The following is a 20,016-nucleotide window of genomic DNA, read 5'->3' as shown; positions in this document are numbered from 1 at the left end:
GCCCCTTACCTGCCTGCCGGCATCCTCTCCCCGTATAGGGACGGGGAGAGGGGCGCTGGTGTCTATGGTTTCGCCAATCGCCAGCGCTGCTGGAAAGAGCGCCTGCGCTGAAGCTGGCCCTTTCCCCCGTCTCTATACGGGGAGAAATGTCCGGCAGGACAATGAGGGGCGGCGCCAACTCTACAATAGCAAGGCTTTGCATACACCAACCGTCCCTTGTCCGCGTCCGAGTACAAAATGACCGAGAAAATCATCCTCGCCTCCGGCAGCCCGTTCCGCAAGGCGATGCTGGTCAATGCCGGCGTCGAGATCGAGGCGGTGCCGGCCGAGGTCGATGAGCGCGCGCTCGAGGCGCCGCTCAAGCATAGCGGCGTGTCGCCGGAGGACGTCGCGCTGGTGCTTGCCGAGGCCAAGGCGACCGAGGTCAGCGAGCGCAGGCCCGGCGCGCTGGTGCTCGGCTGCGACCAGACGCTGTCGCTCGGCGACGAGGTGTTCCACAAGCCGGCCGACATGGAAGGCGCCCGCCGCCATCTCCTCGCCCTGTCCGGCAAGACCCATCAGCTGAACAGCGCCGCCGTGCTTGCCCGCGACGGCGCGGTGCTGTGGCGGCATGTCGGCATCGCCAGTCTCACCATGCGCAAACTGGAGCCAGCCTTCATCGGCCGCCATCTGGCGCGTGTCGGCGACAAGGCGCTGTCGAGTGTCGGCGCCTATCAGATCGAGGGTGAGGGCATCCAGCTGTTCGAAAAAATCGAGGGCGACCATTTCACCATCGTCGGCCTGCCGCTTCTGCCGGTTTTGGAGAAGCTGCGGGAGCTCGGAGCAATCGATGGCTGAGGCAGCGAAAAAAGCTTTCGTTACCGGCCACCCGATCGCGCATTCGCGCTCGCCGAAAATCCATGGCTACTGGCTGGCCAAGTACGGCATCGACGGCAGCTATCAGGCCATCGATGTCGCGCCGGACAATTTCGCCGCCTTTGTGGACGGACTTCGGAATAATGGCTTCCAGGGCGGCAACGTCACCATCCCGCACAAGGAGGCGGCCTTCGCGCAGGTCGAGCGTCGCGACGAGGCGGCCGAAGCGATCGGCGCCGTCAACACGCTGTGGTTCGAGGACGGACAATTGTGGGGCGGCAACACCGATGCCTACGGCTTTGCCGCCAATCTCGATGACTACGCGCCGGGCTGGGCTTCGAATGGCCCCGCCGTGGTGCTTGGCGCCGGCGGCGCGTCGCGCGCTGCCATCCAGGCGCTGATCGAGCGCGGCGTGAAGGACATCCGCATCGTCAACCGCACGCTGGCGCGGGCCGAGGAGCTCAGCCGCCGTTTCGGCGAGGGCGTCTCCGCGCATGGCGCCCATGCTGTCGGCGACCTGCTTACCGATGCCGGCCTTCTCGTCAACACCACGGCTCTCGGCATGCATGGCAATGAAGGCCTGTCCGCCGATCCGGCGGGCCTGCCCGGCCATGCCATCGTTACCGACATCGTCTACGTGCCGCTCGAGACACCGCTCCTCGCCGCCGCCAGGGGGCGCGGCCTGTGGACGGTCGATGGGCTCGGCATGCTGCTGCACCAGGCGGCGCCCGGGTTCGAACGCTGGTTCGGCGAGCGGCCCGAGGTCACCGCCGAGCTCAGGCGGATGATCATCGCTGACATCGAAGCCCATTGATGAGGCGCCGGCTATGATCGTGCTCGGCCTCACCGGATCGATCGGCATGGGCAAGTCGACGACGGCGAAGATGTTTGCCGAGGCCGGCGTGCCGGTGCACGATTCCGACGAGACGGTGCATCGCCTCTATGCCGGTAAGGCCGGCCCGCTGGTCGAGGCCGCCTTTCCCGGCACCACCGATGCGGGTGTCGTCGACCGCGCCAGGCTCGGTGCGCGGGTGCTCGGCGATGCCGCGGCCCTGAAGCGGCTGGAAGCGATCGTCCATCCGCTGGTCCGCGCCGATGCCGACGCCTTCCTTGCCAGGCACCGCGCCGCCGGCGCGCCGCTCGCCGTGCTCGACATTCCCTTGCTGTTCGAGACCGGCGGCCGCGACCGCGTCGACAAGGTCGTGGTCGTCACCGCCCCGGCCGAAGTTCAGCGCGCGCGTGTGCTGGCGCGTCCCGGCATGAGCGAGGAGAAGCTGGCCGCTATCCTCGCCAAGCAGGTGCCCGATGCCGAAAAACGCCGCCAGGCCGATTTCATCGTCGACACCGGCCAGGGCTTTGACGCCGCGCGCGCCGCGGTCGCGGCCATCATCGCCGAATTGGCGGGGGATAAGTCGGGCAAGGACGCTTCCTGACGCCTGCTGTCAGCAGTCCCCATTGCCATTTTGTTCCGTTGGATGATTCTGCTCGTTCAGAGTGGACTGATTCGATGCGCGAGATCATTTTCGATACCGAAACCACCGGCCTCGACATGCGCGAAGACCGCATCATCGAGCTCGGCGGCGTCGAGTTGGTCAACCGCTTCCCGACCGGCCGCACCTTCCACAGATTCATCAACCCGCAGGGGCGGGCGGTTCATGCCGAGGCGCAGGCCGTGCACGGCATCAGCGCCGCCGACCTGGTCGGCAAGCCGATCTTTTCGGAGATCGCCGAGGAGTGGCTGGCCTTCACCGACGGCGCCAAGCTGATCGCCCACAACGCCAATTTCGACATCGGCTTCCTCAATCTCGAATTCGGCCGGCTCGGCCATCCCGTCATCGATGTCGGCCGCGTCGTCGATACGCTGGCGCTGGCGCGCCGCAAGCACCCGATGGGTCCGAACTCGCTGGACGCGCTCTGCCGCCGCTACGGCATCGACAACACCCACCGCACCAAGCACGGCGCGCTGCTCGATTCCGAATTGCTGGCCGAGGTCTATATCGAGCTCATCGGCGGCAAGCAGGCGGCGCTGATCCTCGATGCGGTGGCGGTGCAGATGAACGGCGCCGGCGAGGTGGCCGACATCGACATCTCCATCGGCGCGCGGCCGATTGCGCTCCCGCCGCGCCTCACCGAGGCCGAGCGCGCCGCGCATGCCGGCCTGGTGCGCACGCTCGGCGAAAAGGCGCTGTGGCTGAAGGTGGAAGCCGAAGCCGGGGTGGCTCAGAACTAACACCGTCCCGCCGGCATCTCATGCAAAAAGCCCGGCGCGAGGCCGGGCTTTTCGACACCTAATGAAGAGCGGATCAGCTCACCTGGACCTTCGCCGCCGCCTGGTCCTCGGCCAGCTTCTGCTGGAACATCTGCGCGAAATCGATCGGGTCGAGCATCAGCGGCGGGAAGCCGCCATTGCGCGTCGCCTCGGCGATGATCTGGCGGGCGAAGGGGAATAGCAGCCGCGGGCATTCGATGAACAGGATCGGCAGCATGTGCTCCTGCGGGAAGCCGCTGATGGCGAAGACGCCGCCATAGACCAGCTCGACGTTGAACAGCACTTCCTGGTCGAAGGAGGCCTTGGCGTTCAGCGTCAGGTTGACGTCGAACTGCTTGTCCGACAGCGGATTGGCGTTGACGTTGACATTGATGGCGATGCCGGGAGCCTTGTCGCGGCCGCGCAGCGAATTCGGCGCGCCGGGGCTCTCGAAGGACAGATCCTTCACATACTGGGCGAGCACGTTGAGTGTCGGCTGCGCGTTGCCGTTGCCGTTGGCGGCGCCGGTCGGCGCGTCGTCTTTGCTGGCCATGAGCCTTTGTCCTTTTGCCTGGGCAGCCTTGCTGACCGGATTGAAACCGGGCGTTCGCTACCATGGTCGGCATGACAAGACAAGGTTTGCCGCCTCAGCGCGGGATCACAGTTGTTGCCTATCTCTGTCGCAGATTCCTGCCGGCGAACCTTGAGACACTTGACCGGAAATTGCCTAGTCGTCCTTGAGGCGGCGCCAGGGCGAATTGTGGTCGGGCCCGCGCGTATAATCGTCGGCGCGCGAATAGTCGCTGTCGTCGAGATCGATTGTCTTGCCGCGCGGCCGCGCCTGGAAGCCGGCGCTGAAGCTGGTCGCCAGCACTATGCGGCTTTTCAGCATCCGCCAGGCGAGTTCGCGCACCGGCGGCAGAAGCAACAGGATGGCGAGGATGTCGGTGATGAAACCGGGAATGATCAGAAGGATCGCCGCCAGCACGATCATCGCGCCATGCGCTAGCTGGCTGCTCGGATCGCGCCCGGCATCCATCTCGGCCCGCACCCGCGCCATCACGCCGAAGCCCTGGTGTCGCAGCAACAGGCTGCCGGCAATCGAGGAGGCCAGCACCAGGCCGACTGTCGCCAGCGCGCCGATCTGGCGGCCGACGACGACGAAGCCGGCGATTTCCAGCAGCGGCAGCGCGAGGACGAGCAATGGGAGCAGTGAAATACGCAATTCCTGGCCGATCGTTTCCGTGTTTTCCCGTCTAGCGTGCAATCGCCGCTGGCACCGGACCCGTTAGATAGGTATGCCTGCCTTTGATTTGAATGATTGCGCCTAGCGTTCTATATGCTTTGGGTGTTGAACGCTATGCGACCGCGGCCTGATGCTGGCCGGCGGTCCGGCCAGGACAGGGATCGAATTGGCGGAAGATATGGGTTTCTTCGACTTCGGCACGATTTTCTTTCTGATTGCGGCGGTTGTGATCTTTTTCCAGCTGCGCAACGTGCTGGGCCGTCGCACGGGCAGCGAGCGCCCGCCCTTCGACCCCTATTCGGCGAGCCGCACGCGCGAGCAGCAGGAGGCCGGCCAGAAATCGGAGAATGTGGTTTCGCTGCCGCGAAAGCGGGCGCCGGGGGAACCGGCCGCCGACGCCTATGCCGAGATCGATGCCTTCGCCAGGCCCGACACCGATCTCAACAAGGGTCTGAGGACGATCAAGGACAACGACCCGTCTTTCGATCCGAAGGGCTTTGTCGACGGCGCCAAGATGGCCTACGAGATGATCGTCATGGCCTATGCCGACGGCGACCGAAAGACGCTGAAGAACCTTCTCTCGCGCGAGGTCTTTGACGGCTTCGTCGCCGCGATCGGGGATCGCGAGGCAAAGTCGGAGAAGATCCAGTCCTCCTTCGTCGGCATCGACAAGGCAGATATCGTCGCCGCCGAGATGAAGGGCGGCGAAGCGCACATCACGCTGCGCATCGTCAGCGAGCTGATTTCGGCGACCCGCGACAAGGCCGGCGCCGTCATCGACGGCGACCCCGAAACCGTCGCCGAGGTCAAGGACGTCTGGACCTTCGCCCGCGACACGCGCTCGCGCGATCCGAACTGGAAGCTCGTCGCTACCGAAGAAGAAGATTGAGCCCGGGCGGCGGCGGTGTCGCTCTCTTCCCTTTTCAGCGAAAAATCCTTTGGCGAGCTGCCCGGTTGGGATGAGGACGACCACCGCGCCGCCTATGCCGCCTTTCGCCGCTCGGCCTTCCATGTCCTAACCAAACCCTATCGCACGGGCTCGCTTGGCGTCGGCTTCGAGGCCTTTGCCGAAGCCTATCAGGAGGCGCGTGCCGTTTCGTTGCCGAATCGAGCGCAGGCCCGGGCCTTCTTCGAGCGCCATTTCGTTCCCACTCATGTCACCGCCGAAACCGGCGGCGCCGGTCTCGTCACCGGCTTCTATGAGCCGGAGGCCGAGGCCTCGCCGGTACTGACGGACCGCTTCACGGTGCCGCTGCTTTCACGCCCGGCCGATCTGGTCGATGTCGACGACGCCAATCGGCCATCCGGCATGGATCCCTATCTCGCTTTCGCGCGCCCGGCGCCGGACGGATTGGCCGAATATTTCGACCGCGGCGCCATCGAGCGCGGCGCGCTCGCCGGCAAGGGGCTGGAGATCGCCTGGCTCGCCGACAAGGTCGACGCCTTCTTCATCCATGTCCAGGGCGCGGCGCGGCTGAAGATGACCGACGGTCGGCTCTGCCGCGTTACCTATGCCGCCAAGTCCGGCCAGCGCTTCACCGGGCCCGGCAAGGTCCTGAGCGAGTTGGGCGAAATCCCGCTGGCCAAGGTGACGATGCAGTCGATCCGGGCCTGGTTCAGGGCGCACCCGGATCGCGTCGACGAGATCCTCTGGCAGAACCGCTCCTATATCTTCTTCCGCGAGGCGGCGGTCGACGATGCGGCGCTCGGCCCGATCGCCGCCGCCAAGGTGCCGCTGACGCCAGGCCGTTCGGTTGCCGTCGACCGGCTGCTGCACACATTCGGCACGCCCTTTTATATCGACGCGCCGACGCTCGCCGCTTTCGGCGACGGGCCGTTCCGGCGGCTGATGATCGCGCAGGACACCGGCTCGGCCATCACCGGCCCGGCGCGGGGTGACCTCTTTGCGGGCAGCGGCGCCGCCGCCGGCGAGATCGCCGGCGTCGTCCGCAACGCCGCCGATTTTTATGCGCTGATCCCGCGCCAGCTCGTTTCGAGGCCATTGCCATGACCCGCCGCATCGACCGGCTGAGCGAGGACGATCGCGTCCTGTGGAACCTGGTGGCGCGCACCGCCAAGCCGCTCAAGGGCAAGGCCGCCGTCGACGTCCCCGATTTCAGCGTCGAGCCGAAACCGGCGCCGGCGCCTATCCCCGTCAACGGCGCTCCGGCTGTCGCGGCAAAGCCCAGGACGCAGCATGTCTCGCATGCGCTGGACGACCAGACGCTGAACAAGCTTGCGAAGGGCCGGCTGCCGATCGAAGGCCGCGTCGACCTGCACGGCATGACCCAGGACGAGGCCTATTCGCTGCTGTTTTCATTCCTGCACCGGGCGCATGCCGGCGGCATCCGCTATGTGCTGGTCATCACCGGCAAGGGCTCCTCGTCCGGCGGCGACGGCGTGCTGCGGCGTTCGGTTCCCGCCTGGCTGTCGACGCCCGCCTTCCGGCCGCTGGTCTCCAGCCACGACCATGCCGCGCGCAACCATGGCGGTTCCGGCGCGCTCTATGTCCGCTTGCGCCGGACCCGCACATGAAGACACGCGCATGAGAGCGCTGGCATGACCCCGTTCGGCGAGAAGCTGCGCGCGCTGCGCGCCGAGCGCGGCCTCAGCCAGAAGGCGATGGCCGAGGCGATCGGCGTCAGCGCCGCCTACCTGTCGGCGCTTGAACATGGCCGCCGCGGCGCGCCGACCTGGACGCTGATCCAGAAGATCATCGGCTATTTCAACGTCATCTGGGACGATGCCGAGGAACTCGCGCGCCTCGCCGAAGCCTCGCACCCGCGGGTCCGGATCGACACGTCTGGCCTGACGCCCGCCGCCACCGAGCTCGCCAATCTCCTGGCCGAAAACATCGAGAAACTGGATGAGGCGGAGCTTCGCCGGATCACGGCGTCGGTCCGCGCGGCACTGGGGCGGCGGACGTGATGCGCGGCGCGAGTTGCTCCGGCGCCGGCGTCCGCTTCACATGAGGCGATGCCCGCTGGCCGGTAGCCAGCGGGCATGCTGCGAGATCACTTCGCGCCGGTCTGGCCACCGCGACCGCCATGGTTGCCATGGTCGCCATGCTCGTGTCCGCCGCCCAGGCAGCTCGAGTCGCTGGTACCGCAACAACGGCCGCTCCACAGGTCGTTGGTCTTGGTTTCGGCGCAGCTGACGGTCTGGTCCGCCAGCGCGGATCCGGCCATGGACGTCACCGCGACAGCGGCGAGCAGGGCATTTCGCAAAAAGGCAGTCATTTGAAGTCTCCAGGGTTGGTTTCCGTACGCGGCTGTGTCGCCGGCAGCGACGGTTTGGTTCATGGAGACTGTGAAAAATTCTGGGAGGGTGGCGCGGGACGCGGCCAGCAAGTCTCATTTAACGTTGGCGCCGCCAACCTATGATGTAAAAGCAGCCAAGGGCGGGACCAGCCGCCTCAACGCTTGGAATGCAGACTCAATCGTCGGTTACTGCACCGCGCCGACCAGCACCTGCTGGCCGCCACGGATCGACACCCAGCGCCCGGTGTTGTCGATCGCCTGGCGCTTGAGGAAGCGGTAGCCGGTCTCGTCCCAGGCCTTGACCTTGTCGTTCAGATTGTCGAGCACATAGTCGCCCCTGTCGGTGCGCACAGTCAGCACCGCGTGGCCTTCACCATCGGGTTTGCGCACGACGGTGATCAGCAGATCGGCGAGCGACACACCCATGCGGTAGAGCTGGCGGCGCTTTTCCAGCACATAGTCCTCGCAGTCACCGACGCCCTTGTCGGGAAAGGCCCAGACTTCGTCCTTGCCGTAAATGTCGTAGTCGCTCATCGGCTTGACGGCGGCGTTGACCTTGGCGGTGATGCTGGCGAGCTTGCGCAGGAACGCATCGGTCATCTTGGCCGGCGCCAGATTGGCCGGCCGGATCGAGCATTCGCCGAGATTTGCCTTGCAGAAATCGTAGTGTCCGATCGGCTGAGAGGTCAGGCCGCCGGTCACCATCGCTCCCGCGGCGACTGCGGGCGCCGCCCACAATCCCGAAATCGCCAGCCCTGCGACCGCACACAAGCGCAGCGTCCGTGCCATCGGTGAGGAAATCATTGTCCCCGTTCGCCCTTGTTGTTAACGAAACGTTAAGGGCGATTTACAGTCCGTGTCAATTACGAGTCTGGCCTGATTGGCGGCATGGTTACTTCCGCGATCCTGACAGCGGCACTTGTGCAACAGGACGATCCGGGCGCGCTGAAGGCTGCCGTGACGGCGTCCCGAACTCCCCGCCTCGCTCAGCCCTTGGCCGAGCGCACAAGTCTTGGCTTCGCCGCAACGCGCATCTGGCGGCCGTAGCTGGTGATGAAGTCGACGATGCGCGGCACTATCTCGGAGCGGAAGCGCGAGCCGTTGAAGACGCCGTAGTGGCCAACCGCCGGCTGCATGTAGTGGGCCTGCCGGTCGGCCGGGATGTTGACGCACAGATCGTGCGCGGCCTGGGTCTGGCCGAGGCCGGAAATGTCGTCGTTCTCGCCCTCGACCGTGAACAGGGCGACGTTGCGGATCGCCGAGGTGTCGACCGGATTGCCGCGATGCATCATCTCGCCCTTCGGCAAGGCATGGCGCACGAACACGGTGTCGACCGTCTGCAGGTAGAATTCGGCCGTCAGGTCCATCACCGCCAGATATTCGTCGTAGAAGTCGCGGTGCTTCTCGGCATTGTCGCCGTCATGCTTCACCAGGTGCATGAAGAAGTCCTTGTGAGCGATGATGTGGCGGTCGAGGTTCATGCTCATGAAGCCCGAAAGCTGCAGGAAGCCGGGATAGACCTCGCGGCCGAAGCCGGGCACTGGCCACGGCGCCTGCATAATGACGTTGTCGCGGAACCAGCCGCTGCCCTTTTCCTCGGCGAGCAAATTGACCGCCGTCGGATTGCGGCGGGTGTCGATCGGCCCGCCCATCAGCGTCATCGTCGAGGGCACGAAGGGGTCGCCGCGCTTTTCCATCAGCGCCACCGCCGCCAGCACCGGCACCGAGGGCTGGCACACCGCCATCACATGGGTGTCGGGACCGAGCGCATGGAACATCTCGATGATGTAGTCGATATAGTCGTCGAGATCGAAGCTGCCGTCGGCAAGCGGCACCATGCGGGCATCGACCCAGTCGGTGATGTGCACGTCGGCATAAGGCAGCATCGCTTCCACCGTGCCGCGCAGCAGCGTCGCGTAGTGTCCCGACATCGGCGCCACGATAAGCAGCTTCGGATCGGGCTTGCGGCCGGCGGGAACGGCCCGCTCGAAACGGATCAGGTTGCAGAACGGCTTTGACCACACGGTCTTTTCGCTGACGTCGACGCTCTTCCAGTCGACCACGGTCTTGTCGAGGCCGAATTGCGGCTTGCCGTAGCGGCGCGTGGTGCGCTCGAACAGTTCGGCGGTTGCCGCCACCGAGCGGCCCCAAGGCGTGTGCGCGATCGGATTGAGCGGGTTGGTGTAGAACATCCGCACCGCGTCGGCATAGACGCGGGCTGGCTGCAGCGCGGCGTGGTTCAATTCGTAGAGCTGGTAGTACATCAAGGACCCCGCTGCTGCTTGCGACCCAAGAACGCGTGCAGCGCCGAGCCTCAAATGTCTCGCGGCGAGGTTAACAACATATTGTTGCGATGCAATACGTCATGTCGAATGATCAATGCTTCTTTCGACCAAGGCGTTGAGAATCCGCCTTGACGGGCGGCAGCCGGCTCACTGTGCGTTGCCGAAGTGTGTAGGAAACATGTCCGGCCCTCTTGCCGGACATGTCAGACATATCACACGCGCGCCATGCACACGGCGGTGTGGCCCGAGCCGATGAAGCCGAGCTGGTTGGCCGCGCCCTTCGAGAGATCGAGCACGCGCCCCTTGATGAACGGGCCGCGGTCGTTGATGCGAACCACGACGCTGCGACCGTTGTTCTTGTTGGTCACCTTGAGCTTGGTGCCGAAGGGCAAGGTGCGGTGCGCGGCGGTCAGCGCCGACGGGTTCATGCGTTCACCGGAAGCAGTGCGCGAGTGCAGCGCATACCAGGAGGCGCGGCCGCATTGGGCGGCGGCGGAGGAGGTGGAGGCGCCGACCATCAGGCCAGCCGCTACCGTTACCGCGACAAGCGCGGTTTGCTTTGTCTTCATCATCTTTGGGGAATGGCTCCGTTTGGACAGACCCCAGCCGTTATGAAGCAATTAAGGCAGGAAATGCGGCCGTCATCTGGCGGTTCCATGGCAATGGCACACGTTTGGAGTCGCCGGGAAACAGTTTGTCATGAGTCTTCCCGCCTTGCGCGGCGTATTCTCGATGATCATTCGCGCCGGTCTTCTGGCCGTGTCTGGCTGGATCGGGCATCAATACGCAAGTACAGAGGGACACGATTGGATCGCTTCCTTCCGCTCTTTCATTGCTGCCGTGACTGAGTTGACGATCGACTTGCGAAGGGAATTCCACCGATGCGATTGATGCGGTTTGTGCTGGCCCTGATCGTGCTGGCGATCGGCCTGCTCTGGTCCCTTCAGGGCCTGGGTCTTGTCCGGGGAAGCTTCATGACCGGCCAGACGCAATGGCTCTATATCGGAATACTGACGATGCTGGTGGGATTGCTCGGGCTCGGCTGGGCGATCCGCTCGCGCATCTGAGCAGCCAGCATGGAACGAGCGCTGGCGATCCTTCTCGCATGAATCTTCGCGACGAGCCGAAGCCCATCCAGGATCCTCGGATCAGGCCCGAGGATGACGAACGCAGCGGGAGGAATTTCATTCCCCGTCTGGCCACTTGATTGGCACGGTCTATCTTCTTTCCGGCTGCGATCGGCTGGAAAAGACGCTAGGTTTTGACCAATGGAGCGCCTGACATGAGCGAGCACAGGAAAGCCGCACCCGCCAGTGCCCCGCCCGAGAGCACCCTCTCCCGCCTGCGTCCGCCCTATGCGTCGGTGCTCGACCTGATCGGCCAGACGCCCATCGTCGAGCTGACCAAGTTCGACACCGGCAAGTGCCGGCTGTTCATCAAGCTCGAAAGCCAGAATCCCGGCGGCTCGATCAAGGACCGCATCGCGCTGTCGATGATCGCCGCCGCCGAGCGGCAGGGCAAGCTCAGGCCCGGCGGCGCAATAGTCGAGGCGACCGCCGGCAATACCGGCCTTGGCCTTGCCCAGGTCGGCATCCCCAAGGGCTACCGCATAATCCTCGTCGTCCCCGACAAGATGTCGCGCGAGAAGATCCAGCATCTGCGCGCGCTCGGCGCCGAGGTGCGCATGACCCGTTCCGATGTCGGCAAGGGTCATCCCGAATATTATCAGGACATGGCCGAGAAGATCGCCGCCGAAACGCCCGGCGCCTTCTATGCCAACCAGTTCGCCAATCCGGCCAACCCGCTGGCGCACGAGACCACCACCGGCCCGGAAATCCTCGCCCAGCTCGACGGCGATGTCGACGCGGCGGTGGTCGGCGTCGGCTCCGGCGGCACGCTGACCGGGCTCGGCCGCTATTTCGCGAAACATTCGCCGAAGACCGAGATGGTGCTGGCCGACCCGGTCGGCTCGGTGCTGGCGCCGCTGATCAAGACCGGCAAGATGGAAGAGGCCGGCAGCTGGACCGTCGAAGGCATCGGCGAGGATTTCGTACCGCCCAATGCCGACCTGTCGCTGGTCAGGAAGGCCTATTCCATCCCCGACAAGCAGAGCATGCTGGCGGTGCGCGATCTTCTCTCCCGCGAAGGCATTTTGGCCGGCTCCTCTTCCGGCACGCTGTTGTCGGCCGCGCTCCGCTATTGCCGCGAGCAGACGGTGTCCAAGCGGGTCGTCACCTTCGTCTGCGACAGCGGCAACAAGTACCTGTCGAAGGTCTTCGACGATTTCTGGCTGGCCGAGCAGGGCCTGGCCGAGCAGGAACAGCATGGCGATTTGCGTGACCTCGTCATGCGTTCGCACCGCACCGGCGACACGGTCTGGGTCGGCCCCGAGGAAAGCCTGCTCAATGCCTATGGCCGCATGCGCCGCTCCGATGTCTCGCAACTGCCGGTGCTCGACAATGGCAAGCTGGTCGGCATCGTCGACGAGGGCGACATTCTGGCCAAGGTCGACGGCCCCTATGACGGTCGCTGGGACCGCTTCAACGGTCCGGTGCGCACCGCCATGACCTCCAATCTGCACACGCTGCAGGCCAATCAGACGCTCGATGCGCTGCTGCCTGTCTTCGACCGTAACGAGGTCGCCATCGTCTTCGACAGCGAGGAGTTCATCGGCCTGATAACCCGCATCGACCTGATCAACCATCTGAGGCGCCGCGCAAGATGACCGTACACGGAACACCGGGCAAGAACCGCCTGGCCTTTTCGACCCGCACCATCCATGGCGGCCAGAGTCACGACCCGACGACCGGCGCGGTGATGGTGCCGATCTACGCCACCTCCACCTACGGCCAGCAGTCGCCCGGCGTGCACAAGGGGTTTGAATACGCCCGCAGCCAGAACCCGACCCGTTTCGCCTTCGAGCGCGCCGTGGCCGATCTCGAAAGCGGCACCAAAGCCTTCGCCTTCGCCTCCGGCCTGGCCTCGATCTCGACCGTGCTGGAGCTGCTCGATGCCGGCGCCCATATCGTCGCCACCGACGACATCTATGGCGGCACGTTTCGCTTGCTGGAGCGGGTGCGCAAGCGCTCGGCCGGGCTGCAGGTCAGCTTCGCCGACTTCACCGACCTTGCCGCCGTCGAGGCCGCCATCCGCCCGGAGACGAAACTGCTCTGGGTCGAGACGCCGACCAACCCGCTGCTGCGCATCGTCGACCTCGAAGCGGTGGCGGCGCTGGCAAAGCGCAAGGGCCTGCTCACCGTCGCCGACAACACTTTTTGCAGCCCCTACATCCAGCGCCCGCTCGAGCTCGGCATCGACATCGTCGTCCACTCGACGACGAAGTACCTCAACGGCCATTCCGACATGGTCGGCGGCGTCGCCGTGGTCGGCGACAACCAGGATTTGGCCGACCGGCTGAAATTCCTGCAGAACGCCATCGGCGCCATCTCCGGCCCGTTCGACTCCTTTCTGGCGCTGCGTGGCATCAAGACACTGGCGCTGCGGATGGAGCGCCATTCCGCCAACGGCCTGAAGATCGCCGAGTGGCTGGAAAGTCGTAACGACGTGCGCCGCGTCATCTATCCCGGCCTCGCCAGCCACCCGCAGCACGAAATCGCCAAACGCCAGATGCACGCCTACGGCGGCATGATCTCGGTCGATCTCGACCGCGACCTTGCCGGCACGAAACGCTTCCTCGAGCGCACGCAGCTGTTCACGCTGGCCGAAAGCCTCGGCGGCGTCGAAAGCCTGATCGAGCATCCCGCGCTGATGACGCACGGCTCGATCCCGGCGGAGAAGCGCGGCGCGATCGGGATATCGGATTCGCTGGTCAGGCTCTCGGCCGGCATCGAGGATGGGGATGATTTGATCGCGGATTTGGAGCAGGCGCTGGGCTAAAGGAAGCGCTCGGAGCATCGGCACACCTCTGCGTTATGCCAGCGCGATCATCAGGTCGGCGAATATTTGTCGGCAGCCCTTGCAAACAAAGGTGGAGTGATGCCTTAATACGTAGTTGCTCATCGGGGGGAGGGTAATTTGGCTAAGCTATGGATAAGCTTCTTTTGCTCACTTTTGTGGCCTCTTTCTAGCAGTGCTTTCGCAGCCGACTGCGACACAGCTCTCGTCATTGCTACCTACAGCAAAGTGGATTTTGCGTACAGCGACTGGCGTTCTGCAAGGAACGTCAGCCAGGGCCAGTACGATACTATAAAGCAGTCTGCTGGCGCGAACGCCGTGATATATGGCGTTCCTATGGGAGCCGATTGGAGCAGATTTCAGCAGAATATTAAGACGCTGAGCAATAACAGTAACGAATCGCTCACTAAGCAATCTTTCACGAACATAGCCTGGACGGGCCTCGACGATAATTCATTGGCGGCATATCAGGCGTGTCTTAAAGAAGAGGCTGCTTCTCAGCGCAGAGCAGTGTCGATCATTCCCGAGAGAGCCACGAAAAACGAGGTGACCTTCAGGGTTATATACAATCCTTCCGGCAAAATGCCGAACCCGATCAAAGTTAAGTGGTCTGGTAGTGCGGCGAAGCGCGCCAAAGGGCTTCCCAAATCCCTGACTGCCGACACTCAACTCATCACGGTAAGGCGCCCGAAACCAGGCGGAGACGACGAGCAGCTAATTGTCAATGCTGCCGCAGCGGGTGCTGGCGACGTAGTTGTTTTGACAGCCCTCCCGAAGACGATTCCCCCGGAGGACCGTCTCGCTGCGGAGTGCAACATTAGCGAAACATCCGACCCGTTGCCTAGTTTTGGCGTCCCAGGCTCTGCGAATTGGGCCTGCCCTCTTCCGACACAAGCCGGCCAATACAGAGTGACCGTAAGCATCAAGCCGACGGCGGATTCGCCCCTACGCGCAAACTACTCGCTGGCGTTGGTCGTTGCGAAGCTGAACGGCGAGTCGGCTACGCTTGATATTACGCAAGCCAATCAGATGGATACCATTGAGGGACCCAATCTGCTCAATCCTAATTTCTACAACAATGGGGGACGTATTCATTGCCGGCAGGCAAGGTAACCTTTCAGGTGAACGTAAGCTCTTCGGCGAATCACTGTTGTTTCGACACTTCCGGTGGCCGAGATGGAAACTTCACGATGCCGAAGGCGGTCACTTTGCGACTGGAAAAGCTGTAGCGCACTCTGATACAGACGACCCACGGAAGCACGAACCGACCAAATTGTGTCGGTCCAAGTTAGTTGCTGGGCCACGCCAGCCAGTCTGGCGGCTTCCTCCTTTGCAAATCCCGATTCCTCACTAAACTGCCCCCGCTTTGCGATCTCCGGAGGCGTCATGCGCGTGATCGTGCTGGGTGGCGGCGTGGTTGGCGTCACCACCGCCTACCAGCTGCAGAAGGACGGGCACGAGGTGGCGCTCATCGAGCGCCAGCCGCAAGTCGCCGCCGAGACCAGCTGGGGCAATGCCGGCATGATCGCGCCCGGCCATTCCTTCGTCTGGTCCTCGCCGAAAGCGCCGATGATCCTTTTGAAATCGCTGGTGCTGAAGGACCAGGCGCTGCGCTTCAGGATGTCGGCCGATCCCAGGCTCTACAGCTGGTCGTGGCGCTTCCTGATGGAGTGCACGGCGGAAAAGGCCAGGCGCAACACGCTGCTCAAGCATCGCCTTGCCGCCTATTCGCAGAGCGTGCTGCGCGAGGTGATTGCCGACGAGGCGATCGACTACGATCGCAACGATCGCGGCATCCTGTATTTCCACCGCAGCCAGCAGGCGCTCGACAAAGGCGTCGAGCATATGAAGCTGCTGGAGTCTGACGGGCAGGAGATCAGGCTGCTGGATCGCGAGGGCGTCGTGGCACTCGATCCGTCGCTGGCCTCGGCGCGGGGAAAGATCGCCGGCGGCATCTATTGCCCGACCGACGAGACCGGCGACCCGGCGAAGTTCACCCGGGCACTGGCGGCGAAGATCGCCGGGCGCGGCGGCGAAATCCGCACCGGCACCACCATCACCGGCATCGAGACCTCGGGCGACGGCGTCGCGCAGGTGCGGACCGACAAGGGCGTCTTCAAGGGCGATGCCTATGTGCTGGCGCTCGGCTCCTACAGCCCGCTGATCGCCAAGGCCGTCGGCATCAGCCTGCCGATTTATCCGATCAAGGGCTATTCGCTGACCATTCCCATCGGCAATCGCCCGCAGCCGCCGACCATCGCTTCAGTCGACGAGCACAATCTGGTCGCCATTTCGCGCTTCGGCGACCGCCTGCGCGTTACCGCCACGGCCGAATTCGCCGGCTACGACACCGGCCACAGACCGGCCGACTTCGCCTTCATGAAAGGCGTGACCGAGGAGCTCTACCCGGAAGGCGCCGATTACGACCGCGCAGAGATGTGGGCGGGCCTCAGGCCGATGACGCCGAACAACCTGCCGGAGTTCGGACAGCAGCGGCTGCGCAACCTCTACCTCAACACCGGGCACGGCCATATCGGCTGGACCATGTCGCACGGCTCGGCCCGCATCACCGCCGACCTGATCGGCGGGCGCCGGCCGGCGATTTCGATGGATGGACTTTTGAACTGAGAGCAGGATCGATCCCGCTCTGACAAGAAAGGGAACGCCATGTCCGCCAACCTTGCCGCCGCGCCCCTCGCCGCTTCGGAACCTGTCGATCTCGGCGTTCTGCCCTCGGAGATCGACGGCGGCCTCGCTTCGCGCGCGGCGATCGGGCTTGCGATCCTCGCCACCGACCAGACGCTGGAGCACGAGTTCCGCGCGCTGGTGCGCATTCCCGGCGTCGCCTTCTACGAGGCGCGTCTCTTCAACGACAACGACATCACGCCGGAAACGCTGCGCGCCATCGGCCCGCGCATCGCGCCGACCGTCGACCTGATCCTGCCCAGCATCCCGCTCGACGTCGTCGGCTTCGGCTGCACCTCGGCGACCATGACGCTGGGCGAGGAAGCCGTGTTCGCCGAGATCCGCAAGGCGCGGCCCGGCGTCGCCTGCACCACGCCGGTCACCGGCGCGCTCGCCGCCTTCAAGGCGCTCGGCGTCAGGGGCATCGGCCTGCTGACGCCTTACGCGCCCGAGATCAACCGGGGCCTGGTCGCCTATTTCACCGGCCGGGGCCTCGACATCGCCGCTGTCGCCACCTTCGACCGGCGCGACGACCGCGAGGCCGCCCGCATCTCGCTCGCCTCGATCGAGGCGGCGGCCGAGCGCATGGCCGCGGTGCCCGGCGTGGACGCGATCTTCATCTCCTGCACCAGCCTGCGCGTCGCCGAGGCCGTTGCGGCGCTGGAGCAGCGCATGGCATTCCCGTCACCTCGTCCAACCACGCCATGGCCTGGCACTGCCTGCGGCTTGCCGGCATCGACGACGTGGTGCCGGCCGGAGGCAGGCTGTTTGCCCTGCCGATCAGTTGATCCGGTTGGCCGAGCTGAGCATTGGCGCCAACAGCGTGCAGCGGTCTTGTCGACACGAACTTTCGCGCCGCGGCAGACCGTTCGAAATTCGCGAGTTAACGGATTCGGAAGGGGTTGTTTAACGCTTCGCTACTATCTCCCGCCTCGGGAGGCAGGACAGAGTGAGCGCGATGAACGACGACCCCGAAAAACGCAACGAATGGCGCGCCATTTTCTACGTCCAGGCGCGTGTCGCCATGCTGTTTGTCCCGATCATCGTCAGCCTTCTGATCATCGGCGCGCTCGCCGGCAACAACCGCGATCCCGGCGCCCTCGACCGCACCGTCACCAGTTCGGTGAAGTAGGGCGGTTTCGTCGCGAGATTGTTATTCATCCTTCCAAGGCAGAGGGCGTTCATCGTTTTGCGCAATCTCTCGTTGGGCTTCGGAGGCGCATCAAGCTGGACGTCAAACTGAGCGTAGGCTGCTGGCGTGACCGTGATTAGCGTTCGCTCAATCACCTCTCTCGGCTCGATGCGAGCGACGGACAGGCTCTTGCGGGCTTTGTCTGGAAGCTTGGCCTTCATCACGTCATTAAACCGCCATCGACATGTTCCGCCACCTTGGCCGGCGCAAAAAACTCAAACAAACTTCGGGATCGGCCCGTTCTGCGGCGTCGTGCGGTCGCCAAGGTCGATGAACACCTCGTCGACATAGCACCATGCCCAGCCTTCCGGCGGGTCGTAGCCCTCGATGACCGGATGGCTGGTGGCGTGGAAATGCTTGGTGGCGTGGCGGTTGGGCGAGTCGTCGCAGCAGCCGACATGGCCGCAGGTGCGGCAGAGCCTGAGATGCACCCACCACGATCCGCTCTTCAGGCATTCCTCGCAGCCGAGCGCGCTCGGCGTGACGTCCTTGATGTCGCTCGTGTGCCGGCATTCGTCCATTACGATCTCCTCGCCGGTTCGGATTGAACGCCGCCGCCGTTCTGCGCAAGATAGGCATGCAGCGCCGCCACCACCTGGGCGCCCTCGCCGACGGCGGCGGCGACGCGCTTGATCGAGCCGCAGCGAACGTCGCCGATGGCAAACACGCCACTGCGGCTCGTCTCCATCAGGCCATGTCGCGGCGCTACCTCCGCTCCGGTGCGGACAAAACCCTTGGCGTCGAGCGCCACGTTGCATTTCGCCAGCCAGTCCGTGTTGGGGTCGGCGCCGATGAACAGGAAGAGATGGCGGATCGGCCGCGTCGTCTCGGCGCCGGTCGCTCGGTTGCGCCAGCGCACCCGCTCGAGGTTGCTCTGGCGACCTTCCAGCGCAACGATTTCGGTCTCGGGCAGCACTTCGATGTTCGGCTGCGCCTGGATGCGCTCGACCAGATAGCGCGACATGGTCTCGTGGAGGCTGCCGCGGCGCGCCAGCAGCGTCACCTTGCCCACCTGGCTGGCCAGGAAGACCGCCGCCTGGCCGGCCGAATTGCCGGCGCCGACCAGCGCCACCTCCTGATCCCGGCAAAGCCGCGCCTCGATCGGCGACGCCCAATAGTGCACCGACGTGCCCTCGAACTGCGCCAGATTGGCGACATCGAGGCGGCGGTAGCGCGCCCCGCTGGCGATCACCACCGTGCGCGTGTGCACCGTCTCGCCATCGCCGACATCGAGCCTGTAGCCGGACAGGTTGCTGTCGCCGCTGAGCAGCTTTGCCTCGTCGGGGATCACCATTTCGACGCCGAACTTCTGCGCCTGGTTGTAGGCACGCGCCATCAGCGCCATGCCGGTGATGCCGGTCGGGAAGCCGAGATAGTTCTCGATGCGCGCCGACGCCCCCGCCTGCCCGCCGAAGGCGCGGCAGTCGAGCACGATCGTCGACAGCCCTTCGGAGGCTGCGTAGACCGCAGCCGCCAGTCCCGCCGGCCCGGCGCCGACGATCGCCACGTCGTAGACCTTGCTGGCATCGACGGGCCGCAGCAGGCCGACGCAGCGGGCGAGGTCGCTTTCGCCCGGATTGTGCAGCAGCTTGCCATTGGGACAGAGCACGATCGGCAAATGATGGGGATCGACATGGAAACGCTCGGTCAGCGTCCTGGCGCAGGGATCGGTGTCGGAATCGAGCGCGCGGTGCGGCAGGCCGCTGCGGGTGAGGAAGCCCTGCAGCCTCAGCACGTCGCCATTGCCGGAAGGGCCGATGATGATCGGTCCGCTGATGCCGCTTTCCAGGAGGCCGACGCGGCGCAGGATCAGCGCCCGCATGATCCGCTCGCCGAGGTTGGCCTCCTGCACCATCAGGTCGCGCAGCCGCTGCGAGGGGATGACGAAGGCTTCGACAGGCTCGGTGGCTTCAGCATTGACCAGCGACGGCCGGCTCGAAAGCTGCGCCAGCTCGCCGATGAAGTTGCCGGCGCCGTAGGAGATGATCGCCTCGCGCGGCCCGAGCCCGCCGGCCTGCGTGATCTCGACCTTGCCGGACAGGATGAGGATCAGGCCGGGCGACACCGTGCCCGCGACCACGATAGGCTCGCCGGCGGCATAGGTTCTGGGCACGCCAAAGCGGCGCATGCGCTCGATGTCGACATCTGAGAGCACGGGAAACATCTGGTCGCGCCGCGCGGCAATGGTCGGGCTGACGGAAGGGGCCATGGGGCGGACCGTAGCGCCGAGGTCGCCCGGTTTGAAGCGGTTTGTTCGGCGCCTGGTCGGATGGGGAGGTGGTAGGCTGCGCCCTGCGTCGTCATCGTCGACCCACGTCCATGCCCGAATT

22 protein-coding genes are annotated in these 20,016 nt (G+C 64.8%); 14 read left to right on the top strand and 8 right to left on the bottom strand.

Annotated features, from left to right (window positions below; translation table 11 throughout):
- The first annotated feature begins 237 nt into the window (after nucleotides 1-237).
- The 4 genes from EJ073_RS20230 to dnaQ all read left to right on the top strand — a co-directional run bounded on the left by EJ073_RS20230 (nucleotide 238) and on the right by dnaQ (nucleotide 3,085).
- The gene (locus EJ073_RS20230) at nucleotides 238-837 is read left to right on the top strand and encodes a Maf-like protein (RefSeq protein WP_126057322.1); all 600 of its coding nucleotides are present in this window, start codon (nucleotides 238-240) and stop codon (nucleotides 835-837) included.
- Nucleotides 830-1,669, top strand: a complete 840-nt coding sequence (locus tag EJ073_RS20225) for a shikimate dehydrogenase (RefSeq protein ID WP_126057321.1) — start codon at nucleotides 830-832, stop codon at nucleotides 1,667-1,669. Before EJ073_RS20230 ends, EJ073_RS20225 begins: the two co-directional genes overlap by 8 nt.
- A 13-nt stretch (nucleotides 1,670-1,682) precedes the next feature.
- A complete protein-coding gene (gene coaE / locus EJ073_RS20220) occupies nucleotides 1,683-2,288 on the top strand; it encodes a dephospho-CoA kinase (RefSeq protein WP_126057320.1) in 606 nt (201 codons plus the stop codon).
- 74 nt (nucleotides 2,289-2,362) lie between these two features.
- Nucleotides 2,363-3,085, top strand: a complete 723-nt coding sequence (gene dnaQ / locus EJ073_RS20215) for a DNA polymerase III subunit epsilon (protein WP_126057319.1) — start codon at nucleotides 2,363-2,365, stop codon at nucleotides 3,083-3,085.
- Nucleotides 3,086-3,158: 73 nt separating this feature from the next.
- Here the strand turns inward: dnaQ and secB are convergent, their stop codons facing one another.
- Nucleotides 3,159-3,656, bottom strand: a complete 498-nt coding sequence (secB, locus tag EJ073_RS20210) for a protein-export chaperone SecB (protein WP_126057318.1) — start codon at nucleotides 3,654-3,656, stop codon at nucleotides 3,159-3,161.
- Nucleotides 3,657-3,830: 174 nt separating this feature from the next.
- A complete protein-coding gene (locus EJ073_RS20205; protein WP_126057317.1) occupies nucleotides 3,831-4,328 on the bottom strand; it encodes an FxsA family protein in 498 nt (165 codons plus the stop codon).
- 199 nt (nucleotides 4,329-4,527) lie between these two features.
- On the opposite strand from EJ073_RS20205, the gene EJ073_RS20200 reads away from it, so the two are divergent.
- From EJ073_RS20200 to EJ073_RS20185, 4 genes are read left to right on the top strand one after another with little or no spacing between them, the layout of a single operon-like run.
- On the top strand, nucleotides 4,528-5,238 hold the full coding sequence (locus tag EJ073_RS20200) for a Tim44/TimA family putative adaptor protein (protein WP_126057316.1): 711 nt from the start codon (nucleotides 4,528-4,530) through the stop codon (nucleotides 5,236-5,238).
- Between the two features lie 15 nt (nucleotides 5,239-5,253).
- A complete protein-coding gene (locus tag EJ073_RS20195) occupies nucleotides 5,254-6,360 on the top strand; it encodes a murein transglycosylase A (protein WP_126057315.1) in 1,107 nt (368 codons plus the stop codon).
- Nucleotides 6,357-6,884 (top strand): Smr/MutS family protein, encoded by a 528-nt coding sequence (locus tag EJ073_RS20190; RefSeq protein WP_126057314.1) that lies wholly within the window; start codon nucleotides 6,357-6,359, stop codon nucleotides 6,882-6,884. Before EJ073_RS20195 ends, EJ073_RS20190 begins: the two co-directional genes overlap by 4 nt.
- A 24-nt stretch (nucleotides 6,885-6,908) precedes the next feature.
- On the top strand, nucleotides 6,909-7,277 hold the full coding sequence (locus EJ073_RS20185; protein WP_126057313.1) for a helix-turn-helix transcriptional regulator: 369 nt from the start codon (nucleotides 6,909-6,911) through the stop codon (nucleotides 7,275-7,277).
- An 86-nt stretch (nucleotides 7,278-7,363) separates the two neighbouring features.
- Here EJ073_RS20185 and EJ073_RS20180 read toward each other — a convergent pair whose 3' ends face one another.
- From EJ073_RS20180 to EJ073_RS20165, 4 genes are all read right to left on the bottom strand, one after another.
- A complete protein-coding gene (locus EJ073_RS20180; protein ID WP_126057312.1) occupies nucleotides 7,364-7,588 on the bottom strand; it encodes a hypothetical protein in 225 nt (74 codons plus the stop codon).
- A gap of 207 nt (nucleotides 7,589-7,795) precedes the next feature.
- On the bottom strand, nucleotides 7,796-8,413 hold the full coding sequence (locus EJ073_RS20175) for a transglutaminase-like cysteine peptidase (protein WP_126057311.1): 618 nt from the start codon (nucleotides 8,411-8,413) through the stop codon (nucleotides 7,796-7,798).
- Between the two features lie 182 nt (nucleotides 8,414-8,595).
- Nucleotides 8,596-9,873 (bottom strand): polyhydroxyalkanoate depolymerase, encoded by a 1,278-nt coding sequence (locus EJ073_RS20170; RefSeq protein ID WP_126057310.1) that lies wholly within the window; start codon nucleotides 9,871-9,873, stop codon nucleotides 8,596-8,598.
- Nucleotides 9,874-10,106: 233 nt separating this feature from the next.
- Nucleotides 10,107-10,466, bottom strand: coding sequence for a septal ring lytic transglycosylase RlpA family protein (locus EJ073_RS20165; RefSeq protein ID WP_126057309.1), 360 nt, complete (start codon nucleotides 10,464-10,466; stop codon nucleotides 10,107-10,109).
- A 309-nt stretch (nucleotides 10,467-10,775) separates the two neighbouring features.
- On the opposite strand from EJ073_RS20165, the gene EJ073_RS20160 reads away from it, so the two are divergent.
- The 6 genes from EJ073_RS20160 to EJ073_RS32235 all read left to right on the top strand — a co-directional run bounded on the left by EJ073_RS20160 (nucleotide 10,776) and on the right by EJ073_RS32235 (nucleotide 17,766).
- Complete coding sequence (locus EJ073_RS20160) at nucleotides 10,776-10,961, top strand: hypothetical protein (RefSeq protein WP_126057308.1); 186 nt, start codon at nucleotides 10,776-10,778, stop codon at nucleotides 10,959-10,961.
- A gap of 215 nt (nucleotides 10,962-11,176) precedes the next feature.
- Entirely contained in the window at nucleotides 11,177-12,619 is a 1,443-nt protein-coding gene (locus EJ073_RS20155; RefSeq protein ID WP_126057307.1) for a pyridoxal-phosphate dependent enzyme, read from the top strand.
- A complete protein-coding gene (locus EJ073_RS20150; protein ID WP_126057306.1) occupies nucleotides 12,616-13,791 on the top strand; it encodes a cystathionine gamma-synthase in 1,176 nt (391 codons plus the stop codon). Before EJ073_RS20155 ends, EJ073_RS20150 begins: the two co-directional genes overlap by 4 nt.
- A gap of 138 nt (nucleotides 13,792-13,929) precedes the next feature.
- On the top strand, nucleotides 13,930-14,922 hold the full coding sequence (locus tag EJ073_RS20145; RefSeq protein ID WP_126057305.1) for a hypothetical protein: 993 nt from the start codon (nucleotides 13,930-13,932) through the stop codon (nucleotides 14,920-14,922).
- Nucleotides 14,923-15,195: 273 nt separating this feature from the next.
- The gene (locus tag EJ073_RS20140; protein WP_126057304.1) at nucleotides 15,196-16,437 is read left to right on the top strand and encodes a D-amino acid dehydrogenase; all 1,242 of its coding nucleotides are present in this window, start codon (nucleotides 15,196-15,198) and stop codon (nucleotides 16,435-16,437) included.
- Nucleotides 16,438-16,476: 39 nt separating this feature from the next.
- The gene (locus EJ073_RS32235; RefSeq protein WP_245455296.1) at nucleotides 16,477-17,766 is read left to right on the top strand and encodes a hypothetical protein; all 1,290 of its coding nucleotides are present in this window, start codon (nucleotides 16,477-16,479) and stop codon (nucleotides 17,764-17,766) included.
- Nucleotides 17,767-17,901: 135 nt separating this feature from the next.
- On the opposite strand, the gene EJ073_RS20120 is transcribed toward EJ073_RS32235, so the two are convergent.
- Nucleotides 17,902-18,207, bottom strand: a complete 306-nt coding sequence (locus EJ073_RS20120; RefSeq protein ID WP_126057302.1) for a UBP-type zinc finger domain-containing protein — start codon at nucleotides 18,205-18,207, stop codon at nucleotides 17,902-17,904.
- Entirely contained in the window at nucleotides 18,207-19,895 is a 1,689-nt protein-coding gene (locus EJ073_RS20115) for an FAD-dependent oxidoreductase (RefSeq protein ID WP_126057301.1), read from the bottom strand. The genes EJ073_RS20120 and EJ073_RS20115 overlap by 1 nt, the downstream gene beginning before the upstream one ends.
- Nucleotides 19,896-20,016 lie beyond the last annotated feature (121 nt).

The organism is Mesorhizobium sp. M4B.F.Ca.ET.058.02.1.1 (assembly GCF_003952505.1).
Lineage (GTDB): Bacteria > Pseudomonadota > Alphaproteobacteria > Rhizobiales > Rhizobiaceae > Mesorhizobium.
Note: the sequence above shows the minus strand (reverse complement) of the source record. Positions and strands in the feature narration are given on the sequence as shown.